This window comes from Leifsonia sp. NPDC080035 (genome assembly GCF_040050925.1).
Classification (GTDB): Bacteria; Actinomycetota; Actinomycetes; order Actinomycetales; family Microbacteriaceae; genus Leifsonia.
In genome coordinates this window covers 600,349-615,400 of the sequence record NZ_CP157390.1, presented here as the reverse complement: position 1 = coordinate 615,400, position 15,052 = coordinate 600,349, and the positions used below count along the sequence as shown (strand labels likewise).

At 72.1% G+C, this 15,052-nt stretch carries 15 protein-coding genes; 6 read left to right on the top strand and 9 right to left on the bottom strand.

What is annotated here, in order from left to right; all coding sequences use genetic code 11:
• The first annotated feature begins 109 nt into the window (after nucleotides 1-109).
• Nucleotides 110-4,900, top strand: coding sequence for an ExeM/NucH family extracellular endonuclease (locus tag AAME72_RS03000; RefSeq protein WP_348788755.1), 4,791 nt, complete (start codon nucleotides 110-112; stop codon nucleotides 4,898-4,900).
• A gap of 81 nt (nucleotides 4,901-4,981) precedes the next feature.
• On the opposite strand, the gene AAME72_RS02995 is transcribed toward AAME72_RS03000, so the two are convergent.
• Nucleotides 4,982-5,848: a helix-turn-helix transcriptional regulator gene (locus tag AAME72_RS02995; protein ID WP_348788754.1), complete on the bottom strand. Its 867-nt coding sequence runs from the start codon at nucleotides 5,846-5,848 to the stop codon at nucleotides 4,982-4,984.
• Nucleotides 5,849-6,004: 156 nt separating this feature from the next.
• Here AAME72_RS02995 and AAME72_RS02990 point away from each other — a divergent pair, with 156 nt between their 5' ends.
• Genes AAME72_RS02990 through AAME72_RS02980 form a run of 3 tightly spaced genes read left to right on the top strand, consistent with a single transcriptional unit; the run spans nucleotide 6,005 to nucleotide 7,882 of the window.
• Complete coding sequence (locus tag AAME72_RS02990) at nucleotides 6,005-6,841, top strand: SDR family oxidoreductase (protein WP_348788753.1); 837 nt, start codon at nucleotides 6,005-6,007, stop codon at nucleotides 6,839-6,841.
• Nucleotides 6,838-7,605 (top strand): SDR family NAD(P)-dependent oxidoreductase, encoded by a 768-nt coding sequence (locus tag AAME72_RS02985; protein WP_348788752.1) that lies wholly within the window; start codon nucleotides 6,838-6,840, stop codon nucleotides 7,603-7,605. Before AAME72_RS02990 ends, AAME72_RS02985 begins: the two co-directional genes overlap by 4 nt.
• Nucleotides 7,586-7,882, top strand: a complete 297-nt coding sequence (locus AAME72_RS02980; protein WP_348788751.1) for a YciI family protein — start codon at nucleotides 7,586-7,588, stop codon at nucleotides 7,880-7,882. Before AAME72_RS02985 ends, AAME72_RS02980 begins: the two co-directional genes overlap by 20 nt.
• A gap of 68 nt (nucleotides 7,883-7,950) precedes the next feature.
• Here AAME72_RS02980 and AAME72_RS02975 read toward each other — a convergent pair whose 3' ends face one another.
• Together AAME72_RS02975 and AAME72_RS02970 are read right to left on the bottom strand one after the other, a co-directional pair.
• The gene (locus tag AAME72_RS02975) at nucleotides 7,951-8,355 is read right to left on the bottom strand and encodes a heme-binding protein (RefSeq protein WP_348788750.1); all 405 of its coding nucleotides are present in this window, start codon (nucleotides 8,353-8,355) and stop codon (nucleotides 7,951-7,953) included.
• Between the two features lie 52 nt (nucleotides 8,356-8,407).
• On the bottom strand, nucleotides 8,408-9,436 hold the full coding sequence (locus AAME72_RS02970) for a zinc-binding alcohol dehydrogenase family protein (RefSeq protein WP_348788749.1): 1,029 nt from the start codon (nucleotides 9,434-9,436) through the stop codon (nucleotides 8,408-8,410).
• Nucleotides 9,437-9,555: 119 nt separating this feature from the next.
• Here AAME72_RS02970 and AAME72_RS02965 point away from each other — a divergent pair, with 119 nt between their 5' ends.
• Together AAME72_RS02965 and AAME72_RS02960 are read left to right on the top strand one after the other, a co-directional pair.
• Entirely contained in the window at nucleotides 9,556-9,918 is a 363-nt protein-coding gene (locus tag AAME72_RS02965; RefSeq protein ID WP_348788748.1) for a helix-turn-helix domain-containing protein, read from the top strand.
• Between the two features lie 20 nt (nucleotides 9,919-9,938).
• On the top strand, nucleotides 9,939-10,421 hold the full coding sequence (locus tag AAME72_RS02960; RefSeq protein ID WP_348788747.1) for a DUF2087 domain-containing protein: 483 nt from the start codon (nucleotides 9,939-9,941) through the stop codon (nucleotides 10,419-10,421).
• A 91-nt stretch (nucleotides 10,422-10,512) separates the two neighbouring features.
• Here the strand turns inward: AAME72_RS02960 and AAME72_RS02955 are convergent, their stop codons facing one another.
• Genes AAME72_RS02955 through AAME72_RS02930 form a run of 6 tightly spaced genes read right to left on the bottom strand, consistent with a single transcriptional unit; the run spans nucleotide 10,513 to nucleotide 15,024 of the window.
• On the bottom strand, nucleotides 10,513-10,851 hold the full coding sequence (locus AAME72_RS02955; protein ID WP_348788746.1) for a CHY zinc finger protein: 339 nt from the start codon (nucleotides 10,849-10,851) through the stop codon (nucleotides 10,513-10,515).
• A gap of 5 nt (nucleotides 10,852-10,856) precedes the next feature.
• The gene (locus tag AAME72_RS02950; RefSeq protein ID WP_348788745.1) at nucleotides 10,857-11,468 is read right to left on the bottom strand and encodes an energy-coupling factor transporter transmembrane component T; all 612 of its coding nucleotides are present in this window, start codon (nucleotides 11,466-11,468) and stop codon (nucleotides 10,857-10,859) included.
• Nucleotides 11,462-12,157 (bottom strand): ABC transporter ATP-binding protein, encoded by a 696-nt coding sequence (locus tag AAME72_RS02945; RefSeq protein WP_348788744.1) that lies wholly within the window; start codon nucleotides 12,155-12,157, stop codon nucleotides 11,462-11,464. Before AAME72_RS02945 ends, AAME72_RS02950 begins: the two co-directional genes overlap by 7 nt.
• On the bottom strand, nucleotides 12,154-13,287 hold the full coding sequence (locus AAME72_RS02940) for a thiolase family protein (protein WP_348788743.1): 1,134 nt from the start codon (nucleotides 13,285-13,287) through the stop codon (nucleotides 12,154-12,156). The genes AAME72_RS02945 and AAME72_RS02940 overlap by 4 nt, the downstream gene beginning before the upstream one ends.
• A gap of 1 nt (nucleotide 13,288) precedes the next feature.
• Nucleotides 13,289-14,386, bottom strand: a complete 1,098-nt coding sequence (locus AAME72_RS02935) for a class I adenylate-forming enzyme family protein (RefSeq protein ID WP_348788742.1) — start codon at nucleotides 14,384-14,386, stop codon at nucleotides 13,289-13,291.
• On the bottom strand, nucleotides 14,383-15,024 hold the full coding sequence (locus tag AAME72_RS02930) for a biotin transporter BioY (RefSeq protein ID WP_348788741.1): 642 nt from the start codon (nucleotides 15,022-15,024) through the stop codon (nucleotides 14,383-14,385). Before AAME72_RS02930 ends, AAME72_RS02935 begins: the two co-directional genes overlap by 4 nt.
• Between the last annotated feature and the right edge of the window lie 28 nt (nucleotides 15,025-15,052).

The window sequence follows — 15,052 nt, the reverse complement described above, 5'->3', positions numbered from 1 at the left end:
CCCCCGAACGAGTTTTCTGTACGTTCACACAAGAGACAGCGGGCGGTTTTCTGCGATCCATAAGGTGACCGCGGGCTCGCACGAGTTCCCCTTCCGACCGAGGAGAGAGATGTCAACCAGAACAGGCACGCTGTGGCGTGCTGTCACGGCCCTGGCCGTCGGGGCCGGGCTCGCCGCCGGGTCCCTCGCCGCGACGCCGGCGTTCGCCAGCACCGACGGCGCGGGCGTCGTCATCAACGAGGCCTACCTGTCCGGCGGCAGCGCCGGTGCGGCGTACACGAACAAGTTCGTCGAGCTCTACAACCCGGGCGACGCCGCCGTCTCGCTCAGCGGCTGGAGCGTCCAGTACCGTTCCGCCACCGGGACGGGGGCTGCCAATGGTGTCGTTCCCCTCACCGGCAGCATCGCCGCGAAGGGCTACTACCTGGTCGCCGGCGCGTCCAACGGCACCAACGGCGCGGCCCTGCCGACGCCGGACGTCGCCAGCAACGCGCTGAACCCGAGCGGGACGACCGGCACCCTCATCCTCGCGAAGAGCGCCACAGCGCTCACCCTGCCCACGGGCTCCGTCACCGGGAACGCCGGCGTCGCGGACCTGATCGGGTACGGCACCTCGAACACCTTCGAGGGCGCCAAGGCCGCCACGGCACCGACCGGCAACACGGACGTGAAGTCCCTGAACCGCACCGCGTTCAAAGACACCGACGACAACAGCGCCGACGTCTCCCTCAGCGCCACGATCTCGCCCCAGAACGCCGCGACGGCCACCGATCCCGGCGACCCGGGCGACGGCGGCACCGACCCCGGAACGGGAACCGACCCCGGTCCGCCCGGCACCGTGACGATCGCGGACATCCAGGGAACCGGTGACACCAGCCCGAAGGCGGGCCAGACCGTCACCACCGTCGGCGTCGTCACCGCGAACTACGCGACCGGCGGCTTCAACGGCTTCTACATCCAGACGCCGGGCACCGGCGGGGCCGTCGACCTCGCGACGCACACGGCCTCCGACGCCGTCTTCGTGTACGGATCCTCGTACGCCGCGAAGGTGAAGGCCGGCGACTACGTGCAGGTCACCGGAGCGGTGAGCGAGTACAACGGGCTCACCGAGGTCACCGCGACGAAGGTCGACGCGCTCGACGCGAGCAGCGTCACCGCTCCCACCCCGGCCACCGTCGCGCTGCCGGCCACCGCCGCCCAGCGCGAGAGCCTCGAGGGGATGCTGATCGCACCGCAGGGCGCGTTCACCGTCACCGACGTCTACTCCGCCAACCAGTACGGCGAAATCGGGCTCGCGGCGGGCGACAAGCCGCTCGTGCAGCCGACCGAGACCGCACGCCCCGGCACCGCCGAGTACACCGCCGCGGTCGCAGCGAACGCAGCCCGCGCGGTCACGCTCGACGACGGCGCCTCCACCAACTTCCTCAGCGCAGCCAACAAGTCCAAGCCGCTGCCGTACCTCTCGCTGAGCAACCCCGTCCGCGTCGGCGCCCCCGTCACGTTCACCAAGCCGGTCGTGCTCGACTACCGCAACGACGCCTGGAAGTTCCAGCCGACCGCCGAGCTGACCCCGGCGAACGCCGCGACGGTCCAGCCGGTCGGCTTCGGCAACACCCGCACCGCCGCCCCGGAGAACGTGGGAGGCGACCTGCGCCTTGCCACGTTCAACGTGCTGAACTACTTCACCACTACGGGCGACCAGCTGTCGGGATGCACGTTCTACACCGACCGCGACGGCAACAAGATCACGGTCAACAGCGGCTGCGACGCCCGTGGCGCCGCCGACGCGACCAACCTGAAGCGGCAGCAGGACAAGATCGTCGCCGCGATCAACGCCCTCACCGCCGACGTGGTCTCGCTGGAGGAGATCGAGAACTCGGCGCGCTTCGGCCTCGACCGCGACGACGCGCTGAAGACCCTGGTCTCGGCGCTCAACGCGGCCGCGGGCAGCGAGGTCTGGGCATACGTGCCCTCGCCCGGGTCCGTGCCGTCCACCGAGGACGTCATCCGCACGGCCTTCATCTACAAGAAGGCCGCCGCGGTCCCGGTCGGCGAGTCGCGCATCCTGCAGGACGCCGCGTTCTCGAACGCCCGGCAGCCGCTCGCGCAGGCCTTCAAGAGGGTCGGCAGCGCGGACTCGTCGGCGTTCATCGCGATCGTGAACCACTTCAAGTCGAAGGGCTCCGGCACCGGTGAGGACGCGGACCAGGGCGACGGTCAGGGAGCATCCAACGCCTCGCGCGTGAAGCAGGCGCACGCGCTGGTCGCGTTCGCGGACGAGCGCAAGGCGACGCTGGGGCTCGACAAGGTGCTGCTGATCGGCGACTTCAACGCGTACCTGAACGAGGACCCGATCAAGGTCCTCACCGACGCCGGCTACGTGGACCAGGTCAGCACTCGCACCGCGAAGGCGACCTACTCCTTCGGCGGCACGGTCGGCTCGCTCGACCACGTGCTCGCGTCCCCCGCCGCGAACACGGCGATCACGGGCGCCGACGTGTGGAACATCAACTCCGTCGAGTCCGTCGCGCTGGAGTACAGCCGCTACAACTACAACGTCACCAACTTCTACGAGGCGGGACCGTATCGCTCCAGCGACCACGACCCGATCGTGATCGGGCTCGGCCTCAAGGCCGCGCCGGTGACGCTGAACCTGCTGAACATCAACGACTTCCACGGTCGCATCGACAGCAACACGGTGAAGTTCGCGGGCACGATCGAGAAGCTCAAGGCCGAGGGCGGCGAGGGCAACACCCTCTTCCTCTCCGCGGGCGACAACATCGGTGCCTCCCTGTTCGCCTCGGCCTCGGCCGGCGACATCCCCACCCTGGACGTGCTGAACGCGCTGGGCCTGAAGACGAGCGCCGTGGGCAACCACGAGTTCGACAAGGGCTTCAGCGACCTCACCGGTCGCGTGAAGGACGCCGCCGACTTCGGCTACCTGGGCGCGAACGTCTACGAGAAGGGCACCAAGACCCCGGCGCTGCCGGAGTACGCGGTGTTCACCGTGAACGGCGTGAAGGTCGGCGTCGTCGGCGCAGTCACGCAGGAGACCCCGACCCTGGTCTCCCCGGGCGGCGTCTCGACGCTCGACTTCGGCGATCCGGTGGAGGCGGTCAACCGCGTCGCCGGTCAGCTGACGGACGGCGACCCCGGCAACGGCGAGGCCGACGTGATCGTGGCCGAGTACCACGAGGGCGCCGGCTTCGGTCAGCCCGAGGGCGCGACGCTGGAGCAGGAGGTCGCGGCCGGCGGAGCGTTCGCCGACATCGTCACCAAGACCAGCGCGAAGGTCTCCGCGATCTTCACCGGTCACACCCACAAGCAGTACGCGTGGGAGGGCCCCGTGCCCGGTGTCGACGGCGCCACCCGTCCGATCGTGCAGACCGGCAGCTACGGCGAGAACATCGGCCAGATCACGCTGACGGTGGACGGCGACACCAAGAAGGTCACCGGACACACCGACCGCAACGTCGCCCGCACCACGGACAGCGACGCCTCCCTCGTCGCGGCCTACCCGCGGGTCGCGCAGGTGAAGACGATCGTCGACAAGGCGCTCGCCGCGGCCGATGTGATCGGCAGCCAGAAGGTCGGCTCCGTCACCGCGGACATCACGACCGCGTACCTGAACGGTGCGCGCGACGACCGGATGAGCGAGTCCACCCTGGGCAACCTCGTCGCCGACTCGCTGCTGTCGACCCTCTCACCGTCCGACAAGGGCGGCGCGGAGATCGGCGTGGTCAATCCCGGCGGTCTGCGGTCCGAGCTGCTGTACGGCACCGACGGCACGGTCACCTACGCGCAGGCGAACGCCGTCCTGCCGTTCGTGAACAACCTCTGGACGACCACCCTCACCGGTGCGCAGTTCAAGGAGGCGCTCGAGCAGCAGTGGCAGCGGAACGCGGACGGCACCGTGCCGAGCCGGCCGTTCCTCAACCTCGGCCTGTCGAAGAACGTCAGCTACACGTACGACGTGACCCGCGCCGAGGGCGACCGCATCACGAGCATCCTCGTGAACGGAGCGCCCATCGACCCGGCGAAGTCGTACCGGATCGGCTCGTTCAGCTTCCTGCTGCAGGGCGGGGACAACTTCCGCGCCTTCGCCGCCGGAAAGGACACCCGCGACTCCGGCCTCATCGACCGGGACGCGTGGATCGGCTACATCTCCGCGCACAGCCCGCTGTCGCCGAGCTTCGAGCGCCGCGGCGTCTCCGTCACCGGGGTGCCGACCACGACGCTGAAGCAGGGCCAGCAGGTGAGCTTCGGTGTGCAGAAGCTCAACCTGACCAGCCTCGGCAGCCCGGCCAACACGTCCCTGGAGCTGAGCTGGGGCGGCTCCGCCGTCATCGGCACGGTGCCGGTGGACGCGACCGGTTCGGCGACCGTGAGCTTCACGGTCCCGGCGAACGCTGCCGGCGCGAGCACGCTCGTGCTGACGGCGAAGGAGTCGGGAACGACGGTGCGCATCCCGCTCACCGTCGCGGACGCTCCGACCGGCGGCAAGCCGACGTCCGACCCGGTCGCCCAGGCCGAGTCGAAGCTGACCAAGGCCCTCCAGGGCAAGGTCGGCTTCAAGGACAAGGCGTACCACGCGGGCGACCCGATCGACATCACGGTCGGCAAGCAGCGCGCGGGCCAGTGGGTCTCGGTGTGGGTGTACTCCACCCCGCAGAGCGTCGGCAACGGCTGGGTGCAGGTGCCGGCGGACGGCGTCCTCCACCTGACGCTGCCGAAGCCGCTCGCCAAGGGAGACCACAAGCTCGACGTTCAGGACAGCGCCAACACCGTCATCGGCTGGGACACGCTGAAGGTGGCGAACGGCAACGCCAACGGCCACTGGGTGTGGGAGCTGGTCTGGAACTGGCTGCTCGGCTGGATCGGGCAGTGGCTGCTGAAGTAACCAGCTGACACCAACGCAGTAGGGAGGATCCCCGGGACGCTCGCGCCCCGGGGATCCTCCCTTTTCGCGCGAGTCGTCCTCTCACTCCCGCCCGGGGCGCGTGCGTTCGGTGGCATCCGGGATCGGCGATGGCGCGGAGAGGGATGCGAGCATCGCGAGGCGTTCCGCCGACACCGATCCCGGCTCGGCGTGATACGCGACGAAGGTCAGCCGGTCTGCACCGACGATGCTGAACTTCTGCCGGAGGAGGGTCAGCTCGCCCACGACGGGATGGTCGATCAGCCCGCTCGGGGACCCGTTCACCTTGACGTCGTGGCGGGCCCACAGCTGGCGGAACCGCTCGCTCTTCATGGAGAGTTCGCCGACGAGCGACTGGAAGCGAGGGTCGTCGTCATCGGCGCCGATGTCGGCGCGAAGCTGCGCGACGACGCTCGCGGTGTTCTGGCTCCAGTCCGGGTGGTAGGCGCGCACCTGAGGATCGGTGAAGAGCGAGAGGATCCGGTTGGCTCCGACGTGGAGCGACGGCTCCAGGGCGACGGCGAGCGGGTTGGACGCCACGACGTCGCGGTACCGGTTCATCACGAACGCGGGCACGTTGATGGACTCGAGGAGCAGCCGGGTGCCGACGGGAACCCGTTCCGTGGGGCGGGCGGCGGGTCTGGTCGGCCCGGTCCGCGAGCGGGCGAGGGTGAGCGCGTAGGTGAGTCCCTCATGGTCGAGCTGGAGGGCGCGCGCCAGCGCTTCGACGACCTGCTCCGATGGGTGCTTGTCGCGTCCCTGTTCGAGCCGGAGGTAGTACTCGGCGCTGATGCCGGCCAGCATGGCGACTTCTTCCCTGCGCAGGCCGAGCACGCGCCGGCGTGGGCCGACGGTGAGGCCGACATCCTCGGGCTGGACGAGTTCTCGGCGCGCGCGGAGGAAGTCGCCGAGCAGGTTGCGGGACTCCATGCAGATCAGCGTAGGCCGGGGAACCCGGTCGGAGGGAACGCGAGCCTGTCCCTCCGACTACCAGTGTCGGGCCGGTCTTCCTGCGGTTTCGGCGGCCGCCGAGCATGGATCCCGACGCCGGCCGATGGGGCCGGCACACGGAAGGGAAACACACACATGGCTCAGCGCACGTGGTTCATCACCGGTTCGAACAGCGGATTCGGCCGGCTGATGACCGAACAACTGCTCGAGCGTGGCGATCGCGTAGCGGCGACCGCACGCGACACGGCCGCCCTGGACGATCTGGTCGAGCGCTACGGAGACCGCATCTGGACCGCCCAGCTGGACGTGACCGACACGACGCAGATCCGGTCCGTGGTCGAGCGCGCCTTCGCGGAGCTCGGCACGATCGACGTGATCGTGAACAACGCAGGCTACGGCCTCTTCGGCGCCGCCGAGGAGCTGACGGATGAGCAGATCGAGCACCAGCTCGGCACGAACCTGGTCGGGCCGATCCAGATCCTCCGGTCCGCGGTGCCACACCTTCGGGAGCAGGGCGGTGGCCGGATCATCCAGCTCTCCACCTACGGCGGTCAGGCCACGAACCCGGGTGCATCGCTCTACCACGCGAGCAAGTGGGGTGTCGAAGGGTTCATGGAGGCGAATGCGAAGGACCTCGCCCCGTTCGGGATCGGTGTCACGATCGTGGAGCCGGGAAGCGCGGCGACGGGTTTCCGCGTCGGCGGGTCCCGCCTGCCGGAGCCCATGGCGGCCTATGACGGGACGCCCGCGGCGATGAGCCGCGGCATCCAGAACCCCGCACTGCCCTCGGTGAGTGACCCGGCGAAGGTGGCGGCGGCCATCATCGCCACGGTCGACCAGTCGCCGGCGCCGCTGCGCCTGATCACCGGCAGCGACTCGTTCCGCATCGTCCGGGATGCGCTCCGCGAGCGGCTCGCCGACATCGAGGCCCAGGAGGCGTCCGCTGCGACAACCAATTCCGCTCGGGCATGACGATCCACGAGGAGGGTCCCGTCGCCGCCGTCACCGGCGGGACCCAGGGCATCGGATTCGCCATCGCGTCCACCCTCGCGGGGCAGGGCTGGCGGGTGGCCGTGATGGGCCGCTCGGCGGAGACCGGGAGGGCGGCCGCCGACAGGCTCGGAGCACCGCACCGGTTCGTGCAGTGCGATGTGAGCGACGAGCTGCGCATCCCGGAAGCCGTCGCCGAGGTGGAGGCGGCCCTCGGGCCGGTCGCCGCCCTCGTGAACAACGCGGGCGTCGGACGCCCGGCCACGGTGGAGACCCTCGAATCCTCGGACTGGGACGCACTGATGGCCGTCGACCTGAAGGCCGCGTGGCTCATGACCAGGGCTGCCCTCCCCGGGATGCGGTCCACCGGACGCGGAGCCGTGGTGAACATCGCGTCCATCCACGCCCGCCTGACCCGTCGCGGGCTCTTCCCGTACGCTGCGGCGAAGGCGGGCATGCTGGGGTTGACCCGGTCCATGGCGCTGGAACTCGCCCCGGACGGGATCCGCGTGAACGCGGTGTGCCCCGGCTACATCGAGACACCGCCGATGGTGCAGCAGTATCGGGACCGGCCCGATGCCGACGCGGCGTGGCAGCACCTTCAGGACATCCACCCGCTCGGTCGGATCGGGCGGCCGGAGGAGGTCGCTGCCGTCGCAGCCTTCCTCGTCTCACCGGAGGCGGGGTTCGTCACCGGTGCGAGTTGGGACGTCGATGGGGGACTCGGTGCCCGGTTCGCATCCTGAGCCGGAGAGGCGCGACCTCTGGGTCGTCGCGTACGGCTGGAGGCCGGAGGATACGGAACTGGTGGTGAAGGCGTACGGCGCTCACCGGGCGAACACCGACCGGATGGGAGCGGACGGGCGGCTGCTGATGATCGGGACCACCGATGCCAGCCACGCCATGGCTGTGTTCGCGGATGAGGATGCGGCCGCAGGCTTCGTCTCGAACGACCCGCTCGTCGGGTCCGACCTTGTCAGGTCCGTGTCCGTCACGCGATGGTCGGCGCTGCGGTACCACTGAGAGGCCGTCGATGGCGCACGAGGATGGGGCACCCGCTCAGCGCGGGTGCCCCATCCTCGTGCGGTGGATCAGAGCGCGGCGAGCGCCGCCGTCGCGATCTCGAGGTCCTGCTCGGGGGTGCCGCCGCCGGAGCCGATGGCGCCGATGAGGGTCCCCGTCGCGTCCACGAGGGGAATGCCGCCAGCGATGAATGCGAGGTGCTCGACACTGGCGTCGGCGAGCGTGTAGAGCGGCGCGCCGGGCTGGATGGCGGGCGCCAGATCCCCGGACGCCGCGCCGCCGAAGAAGATCGAGGTGCGGGCCTTGGCGAAGCTCGACTCGATCGAGATCAGCGGGGCTCCGTCCTGGCGGATCGAGGCGACCATTCGGGCGCCGCTGTCGAGGACCGTGATCGAGGACGGGACACCGAGTTCGGTGGCCTTGGCGTCCGCGGCCGCGATGATGCGCTGAGCGTGGGCGAGGGTGATGGACATGGTGTTTCCTTTCGTGTGCCCGGCCGGTGCCGGAGTTCGGGGGATGCTGGTGTCAGACGGCCGGCTCGTCGGTGACGACGACCTTTCCGATGACGTGTCCGCTCTCGACGAGGGCGTGCGCCTCGCGGAGGGTCGCCGCGTCGATCGGTCGAAGGACGGTGGTCGCGGTGGTGCGCACCTCGCCGGCATCGACCAGCCGGGCGACGGAGGCGAGGATCTCGTGCTGGCGGATCATGTCCCGCGCGCCGTGGAGCGAGCGAGCGAACATGAACTCCCAGTGCCAGCTGAGCGCCTTGGCCTTGAGCGCGACCACGTCGACGTGGTCGGGGTCGTCGATGGCGACGATCTGCCCGAACGGGCGGAGGATCGCTTCGTAGACCGGCAGCTGTCCCGCCGAGTTGGTGGTCAGGATCCAATCGATCCCGTCGGGAGCGATGTCCGTGACCTGGGCGGCCAGATCGCCGCGATGGTCGACGACGTCGTGCGCACCGAGCCGCCGAACCCAGGCCTCGCTCTCGAGCCGCGACGCGGTGGCGATCACCCGCACGCCGGGCCGGAGGACGCGCGCCAGCTGAATCGCCATCGAGCCGACGCCGCCGGCGCCGCCGACGATGAGCAGGGTGCCTGTCGCCTCCTCCTCGATGCGCAGCTTGTCGAACAGACTCTCCCACGCGGTCAAAGCGGTGAGGGGAAGGGCGGCGGCGTCGGTCATCGACAGCGTCGCGGGCTTTCGGGCGACGATCCGCTCGTCGACCACCTGAACGGCGGCGTTGCTTCCCGGGCGGTCGATCGCCCCGGCGTAGTACACGGCTTCGCCCGGTTGGAAGAGTGTCACATCGTCACCGATCGCGCGCACGACCCCGGCCGCATCGAAACCCAGGATGCGCACGCCGCCGTCGGGCTCGGCGCCGCCGCGCAGCTTCACATCCACCGGGTTGACGGACACCGCGGCGACCTCGACCACGACATCACGGGGGCCCGGGACGGGAGCGGGGATCGTGGTGGCCACCAGGCTGCGTGAGTTCGTGATCGGCAACGCGGCGATCTGGCCGACCGCCCTGACGTCCTTCTTCTCTGTCATGACGGCAGGATGCACGAGGGGACGTGGTTACCCGCAAGGGCACCAAGTTACCTCGCGGTAACCATGAAAATGCAGGTCAGAGCCGATACCCTTCGGATATCGGCGGCTAGGATGACTCCATGACGCTCCTTGCCGAACAGTTTGCGACGGACGCATGCGACCGCAACGACGTGTACGCGGCCGCGTGTCCATGCCGGGAGATGCTGGACGTGCTCGCCAACAAGTGGTCCGCCCTCGCCATCGGGCTCCTCGAGGACGGCCCACTGCGCTTCGGCGAGCTCCGGCGGGGCCTGCAGGGGATCAGCCCTAAGGTTCTGTCTGCCACGTTGAAGAAGCTCGAAGACGCCGGTCTCGTCGACCGGGAGGTCTTTCCGGAGGTTCCGCCGCGTGTCCAGTACTCGCTCACCGCACTCGGCGTGAGTGCGGCCGCGCCCCTCGGGATGCTGCGGGACTGGGTGGATCGGAACGTCACCCGGCATTGATCCGCGGCTAGGGTGACGGGATGGCCGACAACGACTGGCGGCGGATGCTCGCCGCCCTCGCCAACCAGGAGGCGCGCACCGCGTTCGCGCGCATAACGCTCGGACTGCCGCTCGGGGAGGGCGCCCGCGAGCGGCGCGCTCTCGAGACGCTGCTGGCGGCGGGGCTCGTCTCCGACGCGGGGGACGGCCCGGCGGTCTCCGAGTCGGGGATCCGCGCCGCGCTCGCCGCGGGCGGCCGGTCACGACCGACCGGCGTGCAGCGCTTCCTCGACGCCGACGGCCGCATCGACCGCTACCCCTCCTCGGCCGCCGACCGCGACGAGCTGCTGCGCTGGGTGGCCGAGCGCACGCTGCGCCCGGCCGAGGTGCTGGGCGAGCGCGAGCTGACCGGGCGCCTGGCCGGCCTCACCGGCGACCCCGCGGCGTTGCGGCGCCGCCTGGTGGATGCGGGTCTCGTCGAGCGCACCCGCTCCGGCTCCGAGTACGCCCTCCCGGCTCCGTGAGATCGCGCGCGAAGCGACGATGTGCGCCAACTCGCGGCTCTCACGCCGCGTCAGTCACGATGTGCGCCACATCGTGCAGCGCCGGCGCGGCTCACACCTCGAAGTAGAGGTGCGCGTGGAGCGCGCAGCCCGGGTTGAACGGCACGGCGCAGGCGGGGCAGCCGTCCGCGTCCAGGTACTCGGCGATCGTCAGCAGGTGCCCGCAGACGCCGCACAGGATGGCGCGCTCGCCGCGCTCCGACACCGGCCACTGCTGCGCGGGATGCCCGGCCGCCTCCGCGTGGCAGAGGTGGCACGGGTAGAACTCGCGGCAGCACGCGAACTCGATCGCGACCACGTCGAGCGGCGTCCGGTAGTGGATGCAGCGCGTCTCGTCGTCGACCGTCGGGCCGAGGACGGCGGGGCGGCCGGGTCCGGCGGTCTCGGGCATCCCGTTCACCGTACGCCCCGCGCCGTGAGGGCGTCGCCGAGCTCGTCTGCGTGCTTGAGCGCCACCACCAGGAACGGCACGGCGAAGGTTCGCAGGCCCCCGCGGGCGCCCCGGGCGCGTTGCGCCTCGCGCACGTCGCGGGCGAGGCGCGCGAGCACCGAAACCGTATTCAGCGTCACGGTGAGCAGCAGCGCCGCGCGCTGCGGGTCGAGCCGCAACACCCTCAGCGGCGACAGGCCGCGCTCGACCGCGTCGAGCAGGTCGGTCACGCGGGTCGTGAGCACCAGAAGCCCGGCGAGCACGATCGCGGCGGTCACCCGCGTCGTGTTGGCGACGGCCGGCTCCGGCCCCAGGAAGATCAGCTGCCCGAGCACCGTGATCAGCACCACCCAGCGCACCGCGAAGACCTGCCGGCCGAGCTCGCGCATCCCGAGCATCCCGTCACGGAGTACTGCGGCGGCGTACGCGGCGACGCACACCGCGGCGGCGACTGCCGCCGCCCACCACGCCGGCGGCAGCAGCGACACCGCGAGGACGAGGGCGAGGAGCAGCATCGTCTTGGGGCCCGCGGGCATCCGGTGCAGTGGCCCGCTGCCCGGCCGGTAGAGGCTCAGCACCGCAGCAGCTCCTCGTACTCGGCGATCACGGCCGCGGGCGAGCCCAGGGCGACGACCCGGCCGCCGGCGAACAGCACCGCCGCGTCGCAGCGCTCCGCCAGCGCGAGGTCGTGCGTCACCAGCACCAGCCGGTGGTCGGCGTCCTCGAACAGGTGGTGCGCGATCCGGCGGGCGTTGCGCGCGTCGAGGTAGGCGGTCGGCTCGTCGGCGATCACCAGTTCGGGACGGCGGACGAACGCGCCGCACAGCGCCAGGAGCTGCTTCTGGCCTCCGGAGAGGTCGTGCGAGGGCCGGTCCGCGAGCGCGGCGAGCCCGAACCGGTCAAGCGCAGCCGCGACGCGGGCGTCCACCTCGGCCGGGCGCAGTCGCTCCGGTCGCAGCGAGAACGCGACGTCCTCGGCCACGGTCGGCATGACGATCTGCGCGTCCGGGTTGCTGAAGACCAGGGCGGTGCGCCGGCGCAGCTCGGACGCCTGCCGGGCCGGATCGAACCCGAGCACGCTCAGCTCGCCCGCGGTGCGCGGGACGAGTCCGCCGAGCAGCCGGGCGAACGTCGACTTGCCGGAGCCGTTCTCGCCGACCACCGCGACCGTGCGCGCATCCAGCTCGAGCGAGACGCCGTTCAGGATGTCGGCGTCGCCCAGCCGCACGCGCACGTCCCGCAGTCGCAGCCCCGCACCGCCGCTCACCGGACGACCTCGAGCACCGCCGCGACGCCCATCCCGCCACCCACCGAGGCCGCAGCGACGCCGAGCGTGCCGGCCGGGGCGCCCGCGCGCACCAGCCGGCTGAACAGCCGGACCACCGACACCGCCCCGCTCGCGCCCCACGGGTGGCCGAGGGCGAGCGCCCCGCCGTCCGCGCACACCCGGGCGTCGTCGTCCGCGATACCGAGCCGGTCCAGCACCGCGAGGCTCTGGGCGGCGAAGGCCTCGACGATCTCGAAGGCGGCGACATCGCCGATGCCGACGCCCGCCCGTTCCAGGGCAGCGAGCACGGCCGGCGCGGCCCCGATGCCGGGGAGCGCGGGGTCGCAGCCGACGACGGCGGAGGCGCGGAGGGCGAGGCCCGGCGCGCGCGCCGCACCGGCCGTGCCCGCCGGGACGACGAGAACCGCCGCCGCGCCGTCGCCGATACGGGTCGCCGTCCCCGCGGTCAGCGTGCCATCGGGGAACAGCGCGGGCAGCCGGGCGAGGTGCGGCTCGGCGCCGCCGATCGCGTCGTCGGCGCGCAGCGTCCCGACGGGCACGAGCTCCGCCGCGAACCGGCCGGCGGCGAGGGCCGCCCGTGCCCTCGCGTGACTGCGCGCCGCGTGCGCGTCCTGCCGCGAACGGGGGATGCCGTCGGCCACGGCCAGGTCCTCCGCCGCGCGGGTCATGTCGGGGTCGGCGAACCCGGCCGGCGCGAACGGCGCCCGCTCGTACGGCACGCCGTCGATCGAGCGGACCGGCGCCGTGGATGCGCTCTCGACGCCCCCGGCCACGCGCGGGCGTTCGTCCCCCGCGGCGATGGCGGCCGCGGCGTCCAGGACGGCGGCGAGGCCGCTCCCGCACTGCCGATCGACGGTGGCGCCGGGCACACCGACGCCGAGCCCGGCGGCGAGGCCGGCGATCCTGGCCGGGTTGCCGCCTGGCCCCATGCAGTTGCCGAGCACCACGTCGGCGACGTCGACGGGGAGGCTCAGCGCGTCCTCAGCGTCGGCGATCGCGGCCCGGACGACGGGCGCGGCCAGCGCAGCGACATCGAGGGACGCCAGCGCCCGCCCGCGCGTTCCGATCGGAGTGCGGCGGGCGGCCACGATCACGGGAGCGCTGCGCACGTCAGGAGCCGACACGGTCCACCTGCCCGTCGGTCGCGAGCCGTGCGGCCTCCGCCCGGGCCGGCTTGCCCGAGGAGGTGCGCGGCAGCGGTCCGGCGTACCACCGTCGCGGCCGGTGCGCTGGCGACAGCCGTGCGGCGGCGGCGGCGCGGAGCTCCGGGAGCGGGACCACGCCGTCCGCCTCGACGAGCGCGGCGACCAGCGCGCCGACCGGTTCGCGCGGCAGCCCGAACACCAGGACGTCGCGCACGCCGGGTACGGCGCGCAGCACCGCCTCCACCTCCTCGGGCACGATGGTCGCCGACGCGCTCAGGATGGCGTCGTCCGCTCGCCCGAGCAGCCGGAGGCGTCCGCCGTCGAGGGCGGCGCGGTCGCCGACCGACGCCCATTCGCCGTCCCGGCGGAGCGGCCCGGAGCCGTCGCCCCTCGCGTATCCGGCGGCGATGTACGGGGAGCGCACCCAGAGCACGCCGTCGTGGATGCGGAGCTCGACTCCGGGGAACGCGCGCAGCCCGTCGCCCTCGTCCACCGCGACGAACGACAGCTCCGCCGCGCCGTAGTAGGAGGTCACGCGGATGCCGGCGGCGTCCGCGTGGGCGCGGAGGGCACCATCGAGGTGCGAACCGCCGACCAGAGCGGACCGCAGCCCGCAGGGGACGCCGCGATCGAGGACGGCGCGCAGCGCCTGCGGTGTCCCGTGCAGGCAGGTGGCGGCGTCGTCCACCGCGCCGAGCAGCGGCCGGGGGCCGCCGCCGAGAGCGTGCGCGAGCGAGAACAGCGTCAGAGAGGACGCGGGCGGTGCGGGCAGCGCGACCGTGCCGCCGGCGGCCGCACGAAGGTAGCCGGAAACCGCGTGGTACGACGCGGCCCACGACTCCTCGGTGCGCAGCACCATCCGCGGGGATCCGCTGCTCCCCGAGGTCAGCGTCGCCCAGCCGATGTCGTGCCCGGGACGCGCGGCCGCGGCGGTCGCGCGGACCGCGTCCCACTGCGCGGCCGGCCAGCGCGGGTCGCCGACGAGGGGTGCGTCCCCGGCGGCTCTGACCGCCCGCAGCCGCTCCAGCAGGCCCCCCTCGGCGGGGTCGATGACGACGATCACGGCACGGGCGCGGCGTCCCGCGCCGGCACCTCGGCCGGCCGAACCGCCCAGACCCGGCGGAAGGCCCGCGGGTAGGCGCGCACGAGCGTCGTGACGATCGCGGTGGCGATGACTGCCTTCACGATGTCGCCCGGCACGAAGACCAGGCTGCTGAGCGCGGTCGGGCCGAGCGGCAGGCGGGTGACGAGGCTCTGCACCGGGATGCCGACGGCGTAGATCACCAGGATGCCGCCGACGGCGATGCCCAGCGCGGTCCGCCAGGGCGCGGGCTTGCGTCCGCCGGCGTGCACGATCAGCCCGATGACGAGCGCGCCGACGATCCAGCCGAGCGCGTAGCCTGCCGAGGGGCCGACGAACACGCCGATGCCCCCGCGGCCGCCGGCCAGCAGCGGCAGCCCGACCGCGACGAGCGCGAGCAGGACCGTCATCGACAGCGCGCCGAGCCAGGGCCCGAGGATCGCGCCCGCCAGCATCACACCCAGCGTCTGAGCGGTGATGGGCACCGAGCCGAAGACGGTGAAACCGCCGGGGAGGCCGAGCACCGCGACGACTGCGGCGAAGACCGCCACGCGCGCGAGGTCGGTGGCGTCCAGTCGCCGGAGGCGCGTGCGGCCGGCGGGAGCGGGGGAGGTGGTCATCGGGATTCCTTCGTCGGTTACACCTGAA

What these genes read in the sequence shown, in the direction of transcription:
- AAME72_RS03000 (WP_348788755.1), top strand. Translation starts at nt 110, where the DNA reads ATGTCAACCAGAACAGGCACGCTGTGGCGTGCTGTCACGGCCCTGGCC.
- AAME72_RS02995 (WP_348788754.1), bottom strand. Translation starts at nt 5,848, where the DNA reads ATGGAGTCCCGCAACCTGCTCGGCGACTTCCTCCGCGCGCGCCGAGAA.
- AAME72_RS02990 (WP_348788753.1), top strand. Translation starts at nt 6,005, where the DNA reads ATGGCTCAGCGCACGTGGTTCATCACCGGTTCGAACAGCGGATTCGGC.
- AAME72_RS02985 (WP_348788752.1), top strand. Translation starts at nt 6,838, where the DNA reads ATGACGATCCACGAGGAGGGTCCCGTCGCCGCCGTCACCGGCGGGACC.
- AAME72_RS02975 (WP_348788750.1), bottom strand. Translation starts at nt 8,355, where the DNA reads ATGTCCATCACCCTCGCCCACGCTCAGCGCATCATCGCGGCCGCGGAC.
- AAME72_RS02970 (WP_348788749.1), bottom strand. Translation starts at nt 9,436, where the DNA reads ATGACAGAGAAGAAGGACGTCAGGGCGGTCGGCCAGATCGCCGCGTTG.
- AAME72_RS02965 (WP_348788748.1), top strand. Translation starts at nt 9,556, where the DNA reads ATGACGCTCCTTGCCGAACAGTTTGCGACGGACGCATGCGACCGCAAC.
- AAME72_RS02960 (WP_348788747.1), top strand. Translation starts at nt 9,939, where the DNA reads ATGGCCGACAACGACTGGCGGCGGATGCTCGCCGCCCTCGCCAACCAG.
- AAME72_RS02955 (WP_348788746.1), bottom strand. Translation starts at nt 10,851, where the DNA reads ATGCCCGAGACCGCCGGACCCGGCCGCCCCGCCGTCCTCGGCCCGACG.
- AAME72_RS02930 (WP_348788741.1), bottom strand. Translation starts at nt 15,024, where the DNA reads ATGACCACCTCCCCCGCTCCCGCCGGCCGCACGCGCCTCCGGCGACTG.